This is a genomic window from Isoptericola sp. MSGPD8_1_ISO-PGPR-S23-394 (assembly GCF_058072785.1).
Genome location: NZ_CM176517.1, coordinates 42,958 through 60,289, shown reverse-complemented (window position 1 = coordinate 60,289; position 17,332 = coordinate 42,958). Strand labels below are relative to the sequence as shown.

Here is a 17,332-nt window from a genome sequence, read left to right as displayed (position 1 = left end):
AGATCGCGCGGCACGGCGGGCACGCACGTAGCGTTGCTGCATGAGGTGGTCTGCAGACGGTCTGATCGCGGTGACCGGTGCCTCCGGGCGGCTGGGCTCTCGCCTCGCGTTCCGGCTGGCGGCCGAGGGTGCCCACCAGCGGCTGGTGCTCCGCGACCGCTCGCGCGTGCCGCGGCTCGGTGACGGCCGCCCGCTGCCGGAGTGCGAGATCGCGACGGCCGACGGCTACGAGGACGCCGCAGGGATGCGCGCGGCGTTCGACGGGGTGCAGACGGTGTTCCTCGTCAGCGCCCGCGAGTCCGCCGACCGGGTCGCCCTGCACACCGCGACCATCGACGCCGCCGTCGCCGCCGGTGTCGAACGGCTGGTGTACATCTCGTTCGTCGGCGCCGCACCGGACGCCACGTTCACGTTCGCCCGGGACCACTGGGCCACCGAGCAGCACCTGCGCCGCAGCGGGCTGCGATGGACGGTGCTGCGCGACAACCTGTACCACCAGGCGCTGGCGAGCTTCGTGGGCGACGACGACGTCATCCGCGGCCCGGCGGGCGACGGACGCGTGGCCTCGGTGGCGCACGACGACGTCGCGGACGTCGCGACCGCCGTCCTGCTCGACGAGGACCCGCGCCGGCACGACGGCGTCACGTACGACGTGACGGGGCCGATCGCGCTGAGCCTGACGGAGGTGGCGGCCCTGCTCACCCTGGCGACCGGGCGGCAGATCACCTACCACTCCGAGTCGGTCGAGGAGGCGTACGCGTCCCGGGCGGGGCTCGGCGCCTCGGACGTCGAGCTCGCCGGCTGGGTGTCGTCGTACACGGCCATCGCGGCGGGTGAGCTCGCGCACGTGTCGTACGACGTCTCCCGGCTGGTCGGCCGACCGGCGCGCTCCTTCGAGCAGTGGATCGACGACTACCCGCGCGAGTGGCAGCACCTCCTGCGGGACGATCAGGCCGGGCCGGGGTGATCGCGGCCCGGAAATTCCCTTGGCACGTCCCGTCGTCGGGCATAGCGTCGGGGTACGTCGAAAGGAGGTGATCCGAGAAGTGAAGACTCTTCGGACCAGCGAGGTGGTCACGGGCTGAGACCCGTGACCACCGGGACCCGCGGGTGCCGTGCCATCGTCCAGCACGGCGGGAGACCACTCCACCCCGCGGGTTCTTCTACGCCCGGTCGCAGTAGTCGATGGCGTCGGCCGCGACGTACTCGGTGACGGGGTCGGGCGAGGCGGCGCAGTCCGCCGCCCCGACCTCGACCTCCTCGAAAGAGGTGACGGAAGCGTCGACCGCGTCGCTGCCGTCGCCGCAGGTGAGCGTGACGGTCTCGGTGGACCGTTCGGCGAACGCGTAGAGCACGTACGTGCCCTTCTCGACGTCTGCCAGCAGCTCCTCGGGCGCGTCGAACTGCGGCGCCTCGGCGACGTCGAGGAGCCCGCCCTCGACGGCGTCGCGCACCATCGCCTGCTGGTTCTCCGTCGCCCCGGACGCCGCGACCGCACCGGCGGCCTCCCCGCGGCCCCACTCGTCGCGCACCGTCGCGGCACCGTCGGCGGCGACGCGGACGACCGCCACCGCCGTGTAGATGTCCTCGGAGTCCGCCGACCCCTCGGCCGTGACGGCCACACCGTCACCGCAGCTGCTCTCCGCGGCCGGCACGGTGTCGGCCACCGCGCTCGGGGAGGCCTCGCCCCCCGCCCCGGGCTCGTCGGCACCCGCGCAGCCCGCCAGCAGCAGTGCCGCGCAGCCCGCCGTCGTCATCGCCCACCGTCGTCGGCTGATCATGAAACCTCCCGCGTCGTCGCGTGTCGCAGCGCAACCTACCGGACGGAAAGCGTTTCACGACAGGATGAAGTCGTCCCGGGCGGGCAACGATTCGGCAACGGTGTGACACCTGTCACCGACACCTGTCACCCCTTGAGTCCCGAGTGCGCCAGCCCCTGCACGAACTGGCGCTGCGCGACGAGGAACACCACCAGCACCGGGATCACCGTGAGCGTCGTCGCGGCGAGCTGGACGTTCCACATCGGCCCGCCGTACGCGTCCACGTACTGCGTCAGCGCCTGCGGCAGCGTGAAGTTCTCCCGGCTGGACAGGTACACGATCGGCTCGAGGTACAGGTTCCAGGACTTGAGGAACGTGAAGATCGCGACGGCGGCCACGGCCGGCCGGGCGAGCGGGAACGCGATCCGCCAGAAGATCCCCCACCGGCCCAGCCCGTCCATGCGGCCCGCCTCCTCGAGCTCGCGCGGCAGCCCGAGGAAGAACTGCCGCATGATGAACGTGGCGAGCACGCTCGGTGCCCCGAAGATCGGCACCACGATCAGCGGCCAGTGCGTGTCGATCAGCCCCAGGGAGTTGACCATGCGGAACAGCGGCACGATCGTCACCTCGGCCGGCACCAGCATCCCCGCCAGCACCAGGACGAACAGCGCGTTGGCGCCGGGGAACGAGATCCGGGCGAACGCGTAGCCCGCCAGCGCCGCCACCAGGATCGTCCCGGCGGTCACCAGCGCCGCGATGTACAGGCTGTTCCAGTACTGCTGCGCGAACGGCTGCAGCGCGAACACGTCGCCGTAGGCGCCCCACGACACGTCCTGCGGCCACAGCGTGGGCGGGACGCGCAGGATCTCGCTCATCGGCTTCAGGCTCGACGTCGCCATCCACCAGGTGGGGAAGACGAACGGGACGCTCAGCACCACCAGCAGCGCGACGAGCAGACCCCGGACCAGACGCGGCCGACGACGGCGGCGCGCGACCGGCAGGTCGCCCACGGCCGGCAGACCGCCCCGTCTCGGCAGCCCCCCGCCGTCCGGGGGGTCGTCGGTCGCCGGGCCGGCGACCGGGGCGGACGTGACGTCAGACCTCATCGTGGACCCACCTCTTCCGCGTGCGCCACTGGATCAGGGTCAGCACCAGGACGATGACGAACAGGAGCACGGAGACCGCGCTCGCATAACCGAACTCGTTGAACTGGAAGGCCTGCTGGTACAGGTAGTAGACGAGCACCGTGGTGGAGGTGCCGGGCCCGCCGCCGGTGAGCACGTCGATCTGGGCGAACACCTCGAGCGACCCCACGACGGTGAGGATCGACACCAGCAGCACGGTCGGGCTGATGAGCGGCAGCGTGATCGAGCGGAACCGCCGCCACGCCCCGGCGCCGTCGATGCGGGCCGCCTCCTGGACCTCCTCCGGGACGCTCTGCAGCGCGGCGAGGAACAGGATCATGTTGAGGCCCACGTTCTTGAAGACCTGCACCACGATCACGGCGAGCATCGCCGTCGGCCCGCTGCGCAGCCAGTTCGGGCCGTCGACACCGAGCATCGCGAGGAACCCGTTGATGCCGCCGTCGTCCTGCAGCAGGAAGCTCCACACGATCGTCCAGGCCACCAGCGACACCACGACGGGCGAGAAGAAGAACGTGCGGAACGTCGTCGTGCCCGGCAGCTTCTGGTCGAGGAGCACCGCCAGGAGCAGGGCGAGCGACACGTTGAGCACCACCAGGCCCACGGAGAACCAGAGGCTGGCGACCAGCGAGTCGTGCAGACCGGGGTCGGCGAGCATCCGCTCGTAGTTCGCCGTGCCGCTGAAGGTGAACGTGCCGGCGAGCACGTTCCACTCGTGCAGGGAGTACCAGACGACGGTGAGCAGCGGCACGATGACGAACACGACCGTGCCCAGCACCTGCGGGGCCACCATGGCGTAGCCCACCACGCGGTCACGCTGCGCCGCGGAGCCGCGGGTGCGCGACGTGCGCACCCGCGGCCGCGCGGCGACCGGCGTCGAGGTCATGAGCCCGCCAGGATCGGGTCGATCGACGCGCACACGTCCGCCAGCACCGCCTCGACGTCGGCGTCCGGCGTCCACAGCGGGTCCAGACCGGCGCGGACCGTCTCCTGCAGCTTCGCGAAGCTCGGGTGGGCGGGCTTCGTGACGGCGTCGGCGATGCCGTCCACGACGACCGCCTGGAGCTGCTCCTCGCTGAGGAGCGGGTTCGCGGCCCCCAGGACGTCGGCCGTCAGGAGCGACTCGCGCGGCGGCGGGAAGTAGGTCGCCAGCTGCTCGGCGTTCTCCGGGTCGGTGAACCACGCCAGGAAGTCCGCCGCGACGTCGGGGTGCTCGCCCTGGGCGAAGACGCCGATGCCCGCCTGACCGATGACGTTCTGACGGCCCTGCGGACCGGCGGGGAGCGGCACGACGTCCCAGGCGAAGCTCTCGTCGAGCGCCGAGGCGCGCGAGATCTGCGTGATCGTCATCGCGGCGTCGCCGGCGAAGAAGTCGGCGGTCGTGCCCGGACCGGGCATCGCGCCGTCGTCGAACGTCGCGTCGTGGATCCAGGTCATGGCGTCGACCATGGCGGGGTCCGTGAAGGTGCAGGTGGCCCCGTCGGCGCTCCACGGGGCGGCGTCCCAGCCGTCCCAGACCGTCGAGAGGTTCTCCCACACCTTGTAGTCGAAGTCCCGCACCACGAGCCCCTGCTTGCCCGACTCCTCGGCGGCCGCCGAGGCGGCGTCGCGGGCCGCGTCGTACGTCCACTCCCCGGAGGCCACGAGGTCCGCGGGCGAGGGCTGCCCGGCCGCCTCCAGCTGGTCGGTGTTGACGAACATCGCGAACGGGCTGTTCGAGAACGGGTAGGCGTAGAGCGCCTCGTCCTGCTGCCACAGCGCCAGCGAGCTGTCGAGCAGGTCGTCGTAGGCGTACCCCTCGGTGCGCTCGAGGACCGGCCGCACGTCGACCAGCGCGCCGCTCTCGACGAACTCGGGGGCGTAGCTCTCGAGGATCCAGGCCAGGTCAGGGGCGTTGCCGCCCGCGAGGCGTGTGGTGAGCGACGTCGTGTAGTCGTCGAAGGGGATCGCCTCGAACGTCACCTCGGAGACCAGGTCGGGGTGCTCGGCGACGTAGGCGTCGGCGATGGACTGGAACAGGGCCAGCTGTGCCTCGTCGGCCGTCCAGACGGTCATCGTCAGGGGCACCGGCTCGCCCGGCGCCTCGGGCTCGCCGGCGGTCTCCGGGTCGGACGAGCCGCAGGCCGTCAGGGCCAGGATCGCCGCCGTCGCGGTGGCCGCGGCGAGGCCGCGGCGTCGGGTGGTGTGCATCAGTGCTCCTTCGAACTGGATGGGCGGTGGGTGCAGCGTGGGGGACTGCCGTCAGTACGGGTGCGCGCCGTCGGCCCAGCGGATCTCGACCCCGGCGGCGGTGAGCTCCCCCTGGAGGTCGGCGAGCAGGTCGGGCTTGGCGTGCACGTCGTGCGGGCGCACGCCGCGCTCGGTGCAGAACGCCGCGAGGTGCCCGGCGACCTCGCCCACGTTCCACTCCACGGGGTGCAGGCGGTAGCAACCGTTGGTGATGTGCGTGGTGCCGATGTTCTTCGCGGCGGCCAGCAGGTTGGTCGTGCGCTCGGGCAGCAGCGCGCCGAGCGGGATCTCGAACGGGGTGGACGGCACGTCGATGTAGGTGTCCCCGCCGGTGGAGGGGTGCAGGTCGATGCGGTACATGCCGACGCCCACGCTGTCGTCGTAGCGGGTGGCGCCGCGGTCCCCGCGCACGGCGTAGGAGACGTCGTTCTCCGTCACGGTGGTCACGGCGCAGATCCGGCGGCCCTCGCGGTGGTAGGCCGCCTGGGCGAGCCCGTCGGCGGTGCCCATGACGTCGGGTCGCAGGCGCAGACCCGGGAATCCCGTGCCGCCGTCGGGCCGCGGGGCCTCCGTCTGCATCCAGTAGAGCATCGAGAGGCTGAGCTGCCGGGCGTCCTCGATCCGTGCGAGCTCCACGTCGCGCGGGACGTCGAGCACCGGCTCGAGGAAGTAGTCGATGGCCGGCCAGTTCACCAGGCAGACGTCACCGGCGAACGCGCCGGGCTCGAACTGATCGCGAGCGAGGATGCGACGGAACGTCCACAGGTTGCCGTCGCCGGGGTTGCGGGACTGGTCCGCCACGACCGCGCCCGCGTCGTCGCCCGGGTCCGGCGTGAAGCTGCGCACGTCCATGTCGAGCGTGCGCGGGTTGGGCGCGTGCCAGGAGAGCATCCGCTCGCCGTTCCACGGGCCGGGCCGGTAGGAGCTCCAGAAGTCGTACCGCTCGGGGCGGTCGATCGTGTGGTCGCCGTCGGTGTGCTCGACGGCGAAGCAGACGCTCAGCGCCTGCACGTTCTGCGGCTGCGCGGTCGCCGGGGCGCTCGGCTCGCCGGTGACCTCCCGCGACTCGAACCCGGTGACGTACGCGGTGCCCGTCAGGGGCAGCAGCTCGCCGGTCTCCGTGGCATCGAGCACGTAGCCCGCGGTCACCGTGGTCCGCGAGCCGTCGAGCACGGACTCCAGCGTCACGGCACGCACCGTGTCGCCGTCGGTGTCGGCCGCGACCGGACGGACGCGCTCCAGCAGCGTGAGGCGGCCCGCGGCGCGAGCCGGCAGCAGCATCTCCTCGAGGACGCCGACGGCGACGCGCGGCTCGTGGCACAGCTTCGACACCCAGCCCGCGCCGGGGTTGAGGTCCTCGCGGGCCCGGGCCGCCGCCGTCAGCGGGTACCGGCGCCGGTACACGTCCCGGACGCCGTCGCGCACCGCGCGGTAGCGACGGGTGACGCCGAAGTCCTCCACCCAGGGGTGCTCGTCCGGCGGGACGCCCTGGGACGTGAGCTGGCCGCCGATCCACGGGTGCTCCTCGGTGAGCACGACGCGGGCGCCGCGCTCGGTGGCGGCGAGGGCTGCGGCGACGCCGCCCAGACCGCCGCCGACGACGAGGACGTCGGTGGTGAGGTCGGTCTCGGTAGTGGGCACGGGTGCGGTCCGATCTGTCGAGGGGTGGGTCACGGGACGAGGGAGTCGGGGGTGGGGCGGGCGTCGTGCGGGGCCGGCGCCGCGACCGTGGCGCCGTCGACCTCCGCGCACTCCAGGAGGCGGTGCAGCTCGTCGTCGGGGACGTCCTCGCCCGCGACGAGCCGGGACAGGAGCAGGAGCGCCCGGGCGCCCATCTCCTCCCGGGGGATCGCGTACCCCGACCACTGCTGCGGGCGCCGCAGCCGGTGGTGCGGCTGACCGAGCAGCAGGACCGACACGTCGCCCGGGACGTCGAGCCCGCGTCGCGCGAGGGCGTCGTGCAGCTCCTCCGGGTCGCGCTCGGGGGAGAGGACGACGGCGGTGAGCTGTTGCTCGACGACCGCCGCGACGATCTCGTCCGGCTCCTCCTCCGGGACGAGGCGTGCGCCGAGTCCGGCGTCGCGCACCGCGTCGCGGTAGCCCTCCCAGCGGTCGGTGGTCGGCTGGTCGGTGCCCATCGCCCCGACGTAGCCGATCCGCCGGTGGCCGAGGGCCACGAGCCGTTCGACCACGCGGCGCGTGGCGCTGGTGTAGTCGGCCCCCACGTAGGGGAGCCGCCCGCCCTCGCTGGACCGCTTGCCGATGAACGCGAACGGGTAGTTGGTGTCCAGCAGGTGCTGCAGCTCGCTGCGGTCCTCGTGCTGGCCCAGCAGCAGACAGCCGTCCGCGATGCCGAGGCGCTGCCAGCCGTCCCGGGTGAGACGACGTCGGCCCTCGACCACCCGTGCGCTGGTGAAGAGCAGGATGTCGATGCCGAGCTGCTCGGCGGCGTGCTCGATCCCGACGAGGAACGGGCCGTAGAAGTCCCGGCCGCCGCCGGGGAACGTCGCCTCGTACGTGAAGACGCCGATGATCTGGTTGCGCCCGCCCGCGAGCCGCTGGGCCACGGGGTTGGCGGAGTAGCCGGTGATGCGGATCGCGTCGAGCACGCGCTGCCGGGTCTCCGCGCTGAGGCGGACACCGGCGGGCAGCCGGTCGTTCAGCACGAACGACACGGTGGCCTGGCTGACGCCGGCCATGGCGGCGACGTCGGCCTGGGTGATGCGACGCTTCGGCATCCGATCCTCCTCGATCCGGTGACTGCGACGTGATCGAGAGTCTGCCCGGGCCGAGGCGTCGTCAACAAGGCGATTATGCGCATTATTATCGCGCCCGCGAAAAGGCCCTCAGCCGCATGCTGCTGCGGCTGAGGGCCCTTCCTGGCGCATTATCCGGGCGGACGATTCACCCCCGGGCGCACGCTCCCTCGTCCTGCCACGGACCCCACGGCGACGCCCCCGGCTCCTGGTCCCGGGTCCACCAGGCCGCGGACCAGCGGTGACCGGCGTGCACGACGACGTCACCCGCCTCGTGCACGGCGCTCGCCGTCCACGCCTCGCCGCAGTCCGAGGTGGCACCCTTCTCGGCCCAGGGCCCGTGCACGCTCGCCCCCGGCACGTCACCGCGGCTCCACCAGAGCGCCTCCCACGTGACGCCGTCGTGCGCGACCGTCGCGCCGTCGTCGTACACCGCGGTGGCGTCCCACGTGCGGGCGTCGCACGCGGCCGACTCCTCCGCCGTCGGCGTCCACCGGAACCAGTCGAAGGTCGCCTCGATCTCGGGGGCCGACGTGGCACCACGCAGGGCAGAGACCCCGACGCCCGTCGGCGCGAGCTCGGCCAGCGGGACCGGACGGCCGATCGTCGCGAACTCCTGCCCGTCCGTCGAGGCCGCGGCGAGCACGTTCGTCCCGTCGCTCGTCAGCCGGAGCCAGACCGTCGTCCCGGTGCCGGCCGGGACCGGCGGCGTGTCGATCGAGGCGTTGCGCTCGGAGCCGTCCTGCCGCCAGATGTACGAGAACCGCAGCCCGTTCGAACCGAACCCGTAGTCGACCTTCGCGTACGTGTCACCCGCGGTGTGCAGGATCAGGCCGGCCTGCTGGTAGCGCTCGCGCGGGTCGACGTCCACCTCCGTGGTGACCTCCCAGGGTCCGTCCGGGACGGTCTGCACCGGGAACGACGCCCCCGCCACGCCCGAGCGGTACGTCGGGACCGTCAGCGCGCCGTCGGCCACCTCGTGCCGCGCACCGTCAGGGTTCACGACGTCCCATCGCTCGCCGAGGTCGCCGCCGTCGAACTCGTCCGACGCCGCACCGCTGCACTGCTCGCGCAGCGGGTCCGGGTCGGGCGGCGTGGGCTCCACCCGGGTCGCGTACGCGATGGTGGCACCGAGCCGGTCCCCGGACTCGTAGAACAGGTACGTGTCCGCACCCTCGGTGACGATCTCCGGGGCGGCCACGCGGCCGACGTCGTCCCCGACGCCCGAGGCACGGTGCAGGACCTGCTGCGGTCCGATCTCGGTCACCGTCGGGTCGATCGTGCGGGCATAGGTGACGCCCGAGGAGCCGTGATAAGTGAGGTAGTCCTGCCCCTGCCAGGTGAACAGGTTGCCGCCGGACACGTTCTGCCCGGTCTCGGCGTCCGGGACGACGACGGGGTCCGGCCGCACGTCCCAGCTCTTGCCGTCCACCGACTCCGCCATCTTGATGCGGCGGAGGTTGTCGGTGCGGTTCTGCATGTAGAACATGCCCCACCGGTACGCCGAGTCCGGGTCCGGGTGCTCGAAGACCCGGGCGTACGACGTCTCGGTGGTGCCCGCACCACCGTCGGCGTTCGTCACCGCGACGCCCGAGTCGCCGAACGTGACGCCGTCGTCCGACGAGGCCCAGCGGGTCGTGGAGTTGCTCCCGTGGAAGTACAGCAGCACCTGCCCGGTGGCCTCGTCCCAGACGGCGTCCGGCGAGGACACGTGCGGGACGTGGTCGTAGTACGGGGGCCACTCGTTGGTGATGAGCGGGTTCGCCGCGTACTCGGTCCACGGTCCCTCGAGGGAGTCCGCATACATCAGAGAGATGCCGCCCGGGTCGTCGTGCGGGGCGTAGTACAGGTACCACTCGCCGAGCGGGTCGGCGAGGTGCTCGCCCGCCGGGAAGATGCTCGGGAAGATGAACTCGTCCGTCGGGTTGTAGATCATCGCGTCCTTGTCGATGACCCGGCCCGAGAAGGCGAACTCGGGGAGCGCCGGCTCGTCGTCGGCCTCTGTCGCGGCGGCCGGGGCCGTTGCCGGGGCCGCTGCGGCTGCCGGGGCTGCCGCGGCGGACGGCGGCGCCACGAGAGCGCCGAGGGTCAGTACCGCTGCGGTGGCGAACGCCGCCGGTCGGCGGCCTCCGGGGGATCGTCTGCGTCTCACGTTGACCTCCGTCGGTGAGCCCGACGGCGTCGTCACCGACGGGCGCCGGGACCCGCCCGGCACCGGCAGTCTCCGGAGGCCGCGCGACTCAGGTCAACGAGATGATGCGCATTATTAGCGGGTGAACGGGTTCGACCGGTCGATCGTCGACTCGGGGTTCGTGCTGTTCGCGCCCGTGCCGGAGCCCGGCCCGGCGTCCGACCCGGCGTCGGACGACGCGGTGCGCTGCGCCCCGCGGATCACCCGCAGGAACGCGATGCCCGTGCCCGCCACGCACACAACGATCACCCCGAGGAAGGCGTTGAACGGGATGACGTCCAGCGCGAGGAGGATCACCGCCGTGCCCAGGAGCGCGCCCTCGACCAGCGCGATCGTCAGGAAGCTCCGGGTCAGGGAGGACGAGGAGCCGGTCGAAGCCTTGTCAGCGTTCATGCGCCGAGCCTAGGTGTACCCGGTCATGAGGTTGGTGCCAGTTCCGGTTGGCGAGAGGGAGGACCTCCGGGCTTAGTGGAGATGTCTGAAGTCTTCACAACCCGGAGGTCCTCGTGTCCCACGCTAATGCCCGTCTGACCGCTCGCGGCAGGATGTTGATCGTCGAGCGTCGCCGCCGGGGCTGGAAGCAGGCCCACATCGCTGCGGCGATGGGCGTCTCGCGCAAGTGTGTCCGCTACTGGTTGCACCGGTTCGCAGGCGAGGGCGAGGCCGGCCTGGCCGACCGGTCCTCGCGCCCGCACCACTGCCCGACCAGGACCCCACGTCAGGTCGAGGCCAGGGTCGTCGCCATGCGCCGGGCCGAGCGGCGCGGGCGCGACCAGATCGCGGCCGAGCTTGGGGTGCCGGCCCGGACCGTCTCGAGGATCCTGGCCCGTCACGGCATGCCACACCTGGCGCTGCTGGACCCGATGACCGGCGAACTCCTGCGCGCCTCGAAGACGACTGCCGTGCGCTACGAACGAGACCGACCCGGTGAGCTGGTCCACATGGACGTCAAGAAGCTCGGCCGCATCCCCGACGGTGGCGGCTGGCGTGCCCACGGGCGCGGCGCCGGGGACAACCGGGACCGCAAGAACGGGACCGGCTACGACTACGTCCACTCCCTCGTGGACGACCACTCCCGCCTGGCCTACTCCGAGATCCTCACCGACGAGAAGGGCACCACCTGCGCCGCGTTCCTGGACCGTGCGATCGTCTACTTCGCCGCCCACGGCATCACCCGGATCGAACGCCTCATGACCGACAACGCCTGGGCCTACCGCTGGTCCCTGCGCGAGATCTGCGCCGCCCACGGCATCCGGCAGAAGTTCATCAAGCCGCACTGCCCCTGGCAGAACGGCAAGGTCGAACGCCTCAACCGCACCCTGGCCACCGAATGGGCCTACCGGCAGGTCTTCACCTCGAACGACGAACGCACCGCAGCCCTGGCACCCTGGATCGAGTACTACAACACCCGACGCCGCCACCAAGCCCTCAATGGCCTACCCCCGACCAGTCGGCTGGCACCAACCTCATGACCGGGTACACCTAGGGCGTCGCTGCGCCACACGGCGAGACCCCCCGACGTGCTGCTACCCGCCCAGGACAACCAGCAGGTACGCCACGACAGCCATCAGCACGAGCGCGGCGAGCGCGGTGATCCGGTCGGAGCGCGAACCCCAGAACTGCACGACGAACGCCACGAGGAACCACACCGTGACGACGGACAGCGCGCTGCGAGGGTTCCCGAAGAACGCGTAGAGCGCCACCTCCGCGACGAGGAACATGGCCGCGCCGACCGGCACCGCGGTCACGTTCCACGGGGCCGGTGTGCGTGCGTCGGTCATTCATCGCTCCAGACGTCGGGTCGTGCTGGGAGCATAGACGCGACCGGCCGGCTGTCGACAGGCCCTACGCGTAGTGGTGGACCGTCCGGCGAAGATGCTCCGCGTGCTCGTAGATCTCGTCGAGCGTGTCGATCGCGTGCCGGGTCTCGACCTTGTCCTCGTCGAAGAGCCCCAGGTACTTCTGGGCGGTATTGAAGTGGAGCCGCGCGATCGGCTTCCGGTTGTTGTCGTCCAGCAGTATGCCCATGTAGCTCTTGGTGTCTCGGTGGACGATCCGCGGTGGTGCGACCTCGCTGCACGTGATGGCTCGGATGATCTGGTAGCCCTCCACCTCCTCCAAGGTCGTCTCGATCCCACGATCGTCGCTGACCTCTGCGTCGGCAGTGCTCTCCGCGGCGGCTTCCGTGCCCGAGATCGCTGCAGCAGCGGAGTCCGTGTAGGCCTGGCCGCCCAACGCCGCCTTCAGGCGGTCGTTCACCTGATCCGCGAGGAACTGCTTCATCGCCTTCGAGGTCAGGACCCGGAACTGGTCCCTCACTCGCTGAGTGAAGGACCCGTCGTAGACCCGGTTGGTGAGGTTCTTGACCCACTCGTCGTCCGGCTCGCGGAACTGGGAGCCCAAAGCCCTCTTCAGCGCACCGATGTACTTGAGCTCCTCGGCGGCGTTGACCACGGAATCGAGGTCGAACGACTCCTTGGTGAGCTTCTGCACCTCCGGGACGAGCGACTCGTCAAGATCCAAGAGGTCGAGCTGCAAGAACGGCTTGTCGTCCATCCGGTTGGGGCGGTCGAGGTCGGTGAAGAAGTGGAAGTGCTGACCGTTCGTCAGGATCGCGATCCGCGCATTCGTCGTGGCGAAGTACCGGAAGAGCTGCGACGCATGATTGAGGGTGAGCGGGGCGCCGACGGTCTTCGCCTCGATGAGGATCTGCACCTCGCCGCCGGTGACGACGGCGTAGTCGATCTTCTCGCCACGCTTCGTGCCGACGTCCGCCGTGAACTCGGGGATGACCTCGTTCGGATCGAAGACGTCGTAGCCGAGGACCAAGGAGATGAACGGCATGACGAAGGCATTCTTCGTCGCCTCTTCTGTCTCGATGGTGGGCTTCTGCTGCTGGATCTTCGTCGCCAATGACGTCAGTCGTTCGCCGATCTCCACCTGAAGCTCCTCGTCAGACAACACTGTCGCCTGGGCAACATATCGGCGCGGGTCGCTCCTGTCGCTCCACCGGAAGGCCTTCGGTGGGTGAAATCGCGATCCTCCCCAGGCTCGTCCCAGGAGGCGGGCCATGAACGAGTCGGGGAAGGCCCCTCCGCGGTCGGCTCGTGCGGACCGGACTCACGCGGGGTACGTCGGCGAGCCGGTGGGCATCCTGATCGCTCTCTCCACCCACGTGGTGGCGGGCGGCGTTGCCGGGGTGTCCGGGCTGGCGCCGGTCAACCATGCTGGCGTGGTGGAGACACTCGGCTTCCTGCGGCTCTGGACGTCGAGGCTCACCAGGAGTGGCTGGTGCGCCGACGCCGCAGGCAGAGCCGCGGAGGACCTGGTGTCAGGTCCCCCGCGGCCCCGCCCGCGGACGAGGCTGCCGCGGCTAGCCGAACGTGACGTCCAGCGACCCGTCGGCCGTGAACGACCAGGCCAGGTCACCGGCGTACTGGCCGCACGCCGATCCGTTCGAGCCGTCCCAGAAGGAGTTCCCTCCCGCGTCGGTGCCACGGTAGCGGTCGGTGGACCCGCTGTCGCAGGAGACGTTCCCGCTGAACACGGAGGATCCGCCGTCGAAGTTGAAGTTCCGTTCCTCGTTGCCGATCGACACGTTCCCGGTGACCGACATCGAACCAAGGTTCCGGTTGTACGTGAACCCGTGCTTGCCGTTGTCCACCGCGTACGAGCCGCGCACGACGTGGTCGACACGGATGTCCTCGCCGCCGAGCTTGAAACCGTTGCGGTCGCCGTCGCCGGACTGGGAACCGTCCGACAGCGTGCCGTTCTCGAACGCCAGCGAGCTCTCGATGGTCACCTCACCGATCGGCCCCGTCTCGGTCTTCGTGTACAGGTCCCAGCCGTCGTCGATGTTGTGGTGCGCCACCGTGTCGCGGAAGACGTTCCCCGGCCCGGACGTGAGCTTGGCCGCGAAGCCGTCTGCGTCCTCCCCGTCCGAGTCGGCGTTGTCGTGCGACTCGCTGCTGACGATGAGGTTGTACGACGGCCACTGGTCCGACGGCGCTCCCGCGATCAGGCGGGAGAGCTGCAGGCCGGTGTCGTGGTTGTACCGGGTCACGACACGCTCGATGACGTTGTGGTCGCCGCCGAGCAGGATGCCGTTGTCCCCGGCGTGCTGGACGACGATCCCGTAGACGTGCCAGTAGTCCCCACCGATGGCGAGGCCGCGGTTCGAGGAGTCCTCCGCCTGGGCGGAGAAGTCGAGCACCGGCGTCTCGCCCGGGTAGGCGGAGAGCAGGGTGCGGTCGCCCGCGGTGCCGTCGTTGCCGGGCTCGATCGTGACCGTGTCGGCCAGGTCGTACGTGCCGCCCCGCAGGAAGATCTCGCCGCCCGCGTTGACCCGGTCGATCGCCGCGGTGAGCGTGGTCGGGTCGCTCTCCGTCCCGGAGGCGCCGGAGGAGCCGCCCGGGGCGACGTAGATGGTGTCGGCGCCAGGCTGGGGCTCGTCGGTCGGGTCCGGGTCCGGCTCGTCGGTCGGGTCCGGGTCCGGCGTCGGGTCGGTGCCGGGGTCTCCCGCGTAGGTCTCGAACTCGCCGACGCGGGGCGTGCCGCTCGAGGACGTGATGACGAAGTCGATCTTGCTGAGCGACGTCGTCGGGATGTCGATCACGCCGGCTCCGTTGCCGGTGGCCAGCACCTGGTCGTTGTCGTGGTTGACGACCTGCCACGAGCCGATGTTGCCCACGGCGCCCGCGGCCTCGCGGATGTTGATCGAGGACACGGTGGTGTCGGTGCCCCACTTGACCGAGATCCGGCCGGTCGAGCTCGACGGCGACCAGTAGCTGCTCATGTCGCCGTCACGCACGTTGCCGTAGCTGGTGCCGCTGGCCTTGCTCGAACCGTCCGAGCCCGCACCGATGCTGAGGTTCTCGCCGGTGGGCGGGTCCGTCGGGTCCGGGTCCGGCGTCGGGTCCGGGTCCGGCGTCGGGTCCGGGTCCGGCGTCGGGTCGGGGTTCTGCGGCGAGCACGAGCCGTCCGAGACCCGGAGCCCCTTGTTCGCGCCGGCGGTGGCGGCGAGCAGGTTCGGGACGCACTGGGCGTCGTTGAGCTGGTAGGAGTACGGCACGGACACCGAGGTGGTCGACGTCGGGTTCGGCCCGGCGGGGTGGTTGTCCGAGCCGTCCGAGGACCAGGTGATGTTGTCCCAGATGTTGCCGCTGACCTCCCAGTACCCCATGTCGTCCGTGTAGAAGGTGCCGAGCGGGTCCTTCGAGTCCTCGAAGTAGTTGTTCTCGACCAGCGCCTCCGCGCCGAGGCGGGAGTTGATGCCCGACTTGGTCAGGCCCACGAAGTGGTTGTTGTACGTGTGCGCCGTCCCGGCACGCAGCAGCGGCGTACGGGAGTCGATGTTCTCGTAGAGGTTGTGGTGGTAGGTGACGGGACCGTTGCCCGTGTCGCCGTCGCTGGAGCCCACGAGGCCGCCTCGCCCGGAGTTGCGCAGGATCGAGTACGACAGCGTCACGTGCGTCGTGTCCGCCTTCATGTCGAACAGCGCGTCGTAGCCCTCGGACTCGCCGCCGGACGCCTCGAGCGTGAGGTGGTCGGCCCAGACGTTGCTGACGTCGCTCTCCATGCCGATGGCGTCGCCGCCGTTGGACGTCGGGGAACCGGACTTCTTGACGTTCCGCACGTGCAGGTTCTGCAGGATGATGTTGTCCGCCGAGCGGACGTGGATGCCGAGCTCGTCGAACAGGGCACCGCTGCCCACGCCGACCAGCGTGACGTTGCTGATCTCCTTGAGCTCGATCTTGTCGTCGGCGGTGTTGCAGCTGTCCCCGGACACCTTGCTGGTGTTGCCGTGGTTGATGGTGCCCTCGACCTCGATGATGATCGGGGTGTCGCTGCTGGCACGGGAGCACAGCGCCTGGTGGATCTCGGTCCCGGTGCTGGCGCTGACGGTCTGTCCGCCGGCGCCGCCGGTGGTCCCGCCGTTCTGGGTGGCGAATCCTGTGGCGTTGCCGGTCGCGGCCTGCGCGTCCGTCATCCACAGGGCGGTCATACCCATCGTGGCGGCCAGGGCCAGCGTGGCCCCTCCCGCCGTGAGCCGTCTTGCGGCTGTCGTTCTCATCATTGCCTCACTTCGTGATCGAAATCGGGCATGCGGTTGCGGTGGTGCGACGCGTCATGGTCCGACGGCGACCGCTTCGTCGCGGTGGCCGTCGGGTGCCGCGCTGCCTCATCGAAGAGCCCCTGTCGTGCTGCCGCTTCGTCGGTGAGGCAGCAGCACCCGGATGAGACCGGTCCCATCGGGAACCGATTTCTCACACTAGAGACCGGTTTCTCGGCGCGCAAGTTCACCCGCGTTTTCATCCGCTACCAGGTTGCGCGCCTCGCGACCTCCGGTCAGCCGAGCGCGAGCAGCCAGTCCAGCGCGACCGGCAGCGCGGCCAGGACGCTGACGTGGCCGTCGCGCGGCCGGAGCAACAGCTCGCCCGCCGGCAGCCCGTCGAGCAGCCGCTCACCGTGATGCTGCGGGACGACCCGGTCCTCGCCGCGCTGCACCACGAGGACCGGCACGGCGACGTCCGCGAGCGCCGTCCCCCACGGGCGGACGTACGCGACGTCGTCGTCCACCGCGCCGCCCGGCCACTCCTGGCCGGCCCGCACGGCGTCGTCGCCCAGCCCGGACCACCGTCCGGAGAGCATCGTGTAGTCCGCTCCGGTGAAGCTCGACTCGTCGAACTCGGCCGTCTCGGCGTACGCCTCGCGTGCGTCCGGGCCGGCGAGCGCGGCCCGCAGCCCGCCGTCGTCGGCCATTCCGGCGAACCATCGCTCGGTGCCGTCGTACGGGGCGACGCCCGCGAGGGTCACCGCGCCGCGCACGACGTCGGGGCGCGACCCGGCCAGGGCGAGAGCGTGCGGTCCGCCGCCGGAGGCGCCGACGGCGTAGCACGAGCTCACGCCGAGCACGGTGAGCGCTCGGCTCACGTCGGCCGCGGCGTCGGCCACGGACCTGCCCGGTACGCGCGTCGACCCGCCGTAGCCGGCGCGGGCGGGGGAGAGCACACGCAGCCCGCGCGCCGCAGCCGCCTCGACCACGGGCGCCAGCAGGGCACCGGACTGCGGCGTGCCGTGGTGCCAGACGACGGTCGGCGCGTCGGCTTCCTCCGGGCCGGTGTCGTGGACCATGAGGGTGCGCCCGTCAGGGAGGTCGATCACGTGCGACCGGTGGGGTTCGACCGAGTTCTTCACCCCGTCAGTCTCGTGGCAGGCTCCCTCGTGACGGGCCGGGCACGCCGGCCCCGACGC

14 protein-coding genes are annotated in these 17,332 nt (G+C 71.1%); 2 read left to right on the top strand and 12 right to left on the bottom strand.

Annotated features, from left to right (window positions below; translation table 11 throughout):
- Window positions 1-40: 40 nt before the first annotated feature.
- The gene (locus AC3RJ8_RS00285; RefSeq protein ID WP_489713982.1) at window positions 41-967 is read left to right on the top strand and encodes an SDR family oxidoreductase; all 927 of its coding nucleotides are present in this window, start codon (window positions 41-43) and stop codon (window positions 965-967) included.
- A gap of 196 nt (window positions 968-1,163) precedes the next feature.
- Here AC3RJ8_RS00285 and AC3RJ8_RS00280 read toward each other — a convergent pair whose 3' ends face one another.
- The 8 genes from AC3RJ8_RS00280 to AC3RJ8_RS00245 all read right to left on the bottom strand — a co-directional run bounded on the left by AC3RJ8_RS00280 (window position 1,164) and on the right by AC3RJ8_RS00245 (window position 10,471).
- On the bottom strand, window positions 1,164-1,781 hold the full coding sequence (locus AC3RJ8_RS00280; RefSeq protein WP_489713981.1) for a hypothetical protein: 618 nt from the start codon (window positions 1,779-1,781) through the stop codon (window positions 1,164-1,166).
- A gap of 125 nt (window positions 1,782-1,906) precedes the next feature.
- Window positions 1,907-2,866, bottom strand: a complete 960-nt coding sequence (locus tag AC3RJ8_RS00275) for a carbohydrate ABC transporter permease (RefSeq protein WP_489713980.1) — start codon at window positions 2,864-2,866, stop codon at window positions 1,907-1,909.
- Entirely contained in the window at window positions 2,856-3,788 is a 933-nt protein-coding gene (locus AC3RJ8_RS00270) for a carbohydrate ABC transporter permease (RefSeq protein WP_489713979.1), read from the bottom strand. Before AC3RJ8_RS00270 ends, AC3RJ8_RS00275 begins: the two co-directional genes overlap by 11 nt.
- Complete coding sequence (locus tag AC3RJ8_RS00265; protein WP_489713978.1) at window positions 3,785-5,092, bottom strand: ABC transporter substrate-binding protein; 1,308 nt, start codon at window positions 5,090-5,092, stop codon at window positions 3,785-3,787. Before AC3RJ8_RS00265 ends, AC3RJ8_RS00270 begins: the two co-directional genes overlap by 4 nt.
- A 51-nt stretch (window positions 5,093-5,143) precedes the next feature.
- The gene (locus AC3RJ8_RS00260) at window positions 5,144-6,772 is read right to left on the bottom strand and encodes an FAD-dependent oxidoreductase (RefSeq protein WP_489713977.1); all 1,629 of its coding nucleotides are present in this window, start codon (window positions 6,770-6,772) and stop codon (window positions 5,144-5,146) included.
- A 29-nt stretch (window positions 6,773-6,801) separates the two neighbouring features.
- Entirely contained in the window at window positions 6,802-7,869 is a 1,068-nt protein-coding gene (locus tag AC3RJ8_RS00255) for a LacI family DNA-binding transcriptional regulator (RefSeq protein ID WP_489713976.1), read from the bottom strand.
- A gap of 166 nt (window positions 7,870-8,035) precedes the next feature.
- Window positions 8,036-10,039, bottom strand: coding sequence for a carbohydrate-binding protein (locus AC3RJ8_RS00250; protein WP_489713975.1), 2,004 nt, complete (start codon window positions 10,037-10,039; stop codon window positions 8,036-8,038).
- Between the two features lie 114 nt (window positions 10,040-10,153).
- Window positions 10,154-10,471, bottom strand: a complete 318-nt coding sequence (locus tag AC3RJ8_RS00245; RefSeq protein ID WP_489713974.1) for a hypothetical protein — start codon at window positions 10,469-10,471, stop codon at window positions 10,154-10,156.
- Window positions 10,472-10,584: 113 nt separating this feature from the next.
- Between AC3RJ8_RS00245 and AC3RJ8_RS00240 the strand changes: the two genes are divergently transcribed.
- On the top strand, window positions 10,585-11,550 hold the full coding sequence (locus AC3RJ8_RS00240) for an IS481 family transposase (protein ID WP_489713973.1): 966 nt from the start codon (window positions 10,585-10,587) through the stop codon (window positions 11,548-11,550).
- Window positions 11,551-11,604: 54 nt separating this feature from the next.
- On the opposite strand, the gene AC3RJ8_RS00235 is transcribed toward AC3RJ8_RS00240, so the two are convergent.
- The 4 genes from AC3RJ8_RS00235 to AC3RJ8_RS00220 all read right to left on the bottom strand — a co-directional run bounded on the left by AC3RJ8_RS00235 (window position 11,605) and on the right by AC3RJ8_RS00220 (window position 17,275).
- Window positions 11,605-11,859 carry a hypothetical protein gene (locus tag AC3RJ8_RS00235; RefSeq protein WP_489713972.1) on the bottom strand — a complete coding sequence of 85 codons (255 nt, stop codon included), beginning with the start codon at window positions 11,857-11,859 and terminating at the stop codon, window positions 11,605-11,607.
- Window positions 11,860-11,923: 64 nt separating this feature from the next.
- A complete protein-coding gene (locus tag AC3RJ8_RS00230; RefSeq protein WP_489713971.1) occupies window positions 11,924-13,018 on the bottom strand; it encodes a type I restriction enzyme HsdR N-terminal domain-containing protein in 1,095 nt (364 codons plus the stop codon).
- A gap of 433 nt (window positions 13,019-13,451) precedes the next feature.
- A complete protein-coding gene (locus AC3RJ8_RS00225) occupies window positions 13,452-16,154 on the bottom strand; it encodes a pectate lyase family protein (RefSeq protein WP_489713970.1) in 2,703 nt (900 codons plus the stop codon).
- Between the two features lie 272 nt (window positions 16,155-16,426).
- Entirely contained in the window at window positions 16,427-17,275 is an 849-nt protein-coding gene (locus AC3RJ8_RS00220) for an alpha/beta fold hydrolase (protein WP_489713969.1), read from the bottom strand.
- Window positions 17,276-17,332 lie beyond the last annotated feature (57 nt).

Coding starts and splice junctions, on each gene's coding strand:
- AC3RJ8_RS00285 (WP_489713982.1), top strand. CDS start 41: ATGAGGTGGTCTGCAGACGGTCTGATCGCGGTGACCGGTGCCTCCGGG.
- AC3RJ8_RS00280 (WP_489713981.1), bottom strand. CDS start 1,781: ATGATCAGCCGACGACGGTGGGCGATGACGACGGCGGGCTGCGCGGCA.
- AC3RJ8_RS00275 (WP_489713980.1), bottom strand. CDS start 2,866: ATGAGGTCTGACGTCACGTCCGCCCCGGTCGCCGGCCCGGCGACCGAC.
- AC3RJ8_RS00270 (WP_489713979.1), bottom strand. CDS start 3,788: ATGACCTCGACGCCGGTCGCCGCGCGGCCGCGGGTGCGCACGTCGCGC.
- AC3RJ8_RS00265 (WP_489713978.1), bottom strand. CDS start 5,092: ATGCACACCACCCGACGCCGCGGCCTCGCCGCGGCCACCGCGACGGCG.
- AC3RJ8_RS00255 (WP_489713976.1), bottom strand. CDS start 7,869: ATGCCGAAGCGTCGCATCACCCAGGCCGACGTCGCCGCCATGGCCGGC.
- AC3RJ8_RS00245 (WP_489713974.1), bottom strand. CDS start 10,471: ATGAACGCTGACAAGGCTTCGACCGGCTCCTCGTCCTCCCTGACCCGG.
- AC3RJ8_RS00235 (WP_489713972.1), bottom strand. CDS start 11,859: ATGACCGACGCACGCACACCGGCCCCGTGGAACGTGACCGCGGTGCCG.
- AC3RJ8_RS00225 (WP_489713970.1), bottom strand. CDS start 16,154: ATGATGAGAACGACAGCCGCAAGACGGCTCACGGCGGGAGGGGCCACG.